Raw genomic sequence first — 1,066 nt, 5'->3', positions numbered from 1 at the left:
GACCACATGACCCCGATCGCCTACGAGCAGAGATCAGTTACGCTGGCCGTCGCTGCATAGCACCCGGTGTCCACATTCCCGGGGGAAGCCCCGTGCACCGCACACCCGTCCGCCCAGCTCACGCGTGGGCAGCGGGAGGCGTTTCGTGAGCACGCCCGGTCCGAGGCGGAGCGGCTTGGCCGTGAGCGGCGGCGGGCCGCGCGGCGGGCGCGGCGTGAGCTGGCGCCGATGATCGCCGCCCAGAGCGCGGCGGAGCCGTCCCGTCTGGTACGGCCCGGCGAGGCGGCCCAGGCCGTCCAGCACGCCGGCGAGGCCTTGCTGAAGGCGCGGGCCCGCAGTGACCCGCTATCCATGATCCTCACCTCCATGCCCGGCATCGGAACGGGTTGTCGTGATCGGCGACATGAAGTCTGGAAGCGCCCCCGTCCCGGCCCGGAGACGGTGGCCTTGCCCGCCTGCCCACGACCAGGGACACAACGGTGTCGCCGATCACTGAGCGGTGTGCATCGTGAAGTAGCAGGTGCTCGCTCCGGGCCGCCGCGCGATGCCGTCGATGTTGGCCCCCTCCTCATCGGTGCGCACGACCAGGCGGTCGACCTCGTCGGCGAGCGAGGCCGCGGGCTCGGAGTTCTCGGTCGTGTGCCAGGGGGCCATCACCATGGGGAGCGCCCTGATCGGTACGACAACGGCTACTCACATTGGCAATGACAGCACGTGCACTGGCCCGGACGGCCATCTTGCTCCGTCGTGCAATGGTGTCCACATGCTGCGAAGCGGCATGGTGACAGTTCCAGTGGGTTGTTCGACACGCACGTCGCCTTCCAAGGGACTCCACCCCATCCGCTGGTATAGAGGGAGCCGATCCGGGCGGCAGAACAGAAGCCCGAGCTGCAGACCCACCTCGCGGGCGTGCTCCATGGCGGTTGTCACGACCAGCTGTGCCAACCCGCGCCCTCGCTGGTCCGGCGCCACGGAGGTTTCCCCCGGAACGTGGACACCCTGGACACTTGGATCGTGATGATCCGGAGAACAGGAGTTCCCGTTGGGGACGTACAAGTACTCGGCT

2 protein-coding genes are annotated in these 1,066 nt (G+C 68.7%); both read right to left on the bottom strand.

Going from position 1 to position 1,066, the window contains the following annotated elements:
- Window positions 1-489: 489 nt before the first annotated feature.
- Entirely contained in the window at window positions 490-660 is a 171-nt protein-coding gene (locus ACFVWU_RS44975; protein WP_387632541.1) for a hypothetical protein, read from the bottom strand.
- A 33-nt stretch (window positions 661-693) separates the two neighbouring features.
- The gene (locus ACFVWU_RS44970; RefSeq protein ID WP_387632543.1) at window positions 694-972 is read right to left on the bottom strand and encodes a GNAT family N-acetyltransferase; all 279 of its coding nucleotides are present in this window, start codon (window positions 970-972) and stop codon (window positions 694-696) included.
- Window positions 973-1,066 lie beyond the last annotated feature (94 nt).

The organism is Kitasatospora sp. NPDC058190, from assembly GCF_042883685.1.
Taxonomy (GTDB): Bacteria; Actinomycetota; Actinomycetes; order Streptomycetales; family Streptomycetaceae; genus Kitasatospora.
This window is presented reverse-complemented; position numbering and strand designations above follow the sequence as displayed.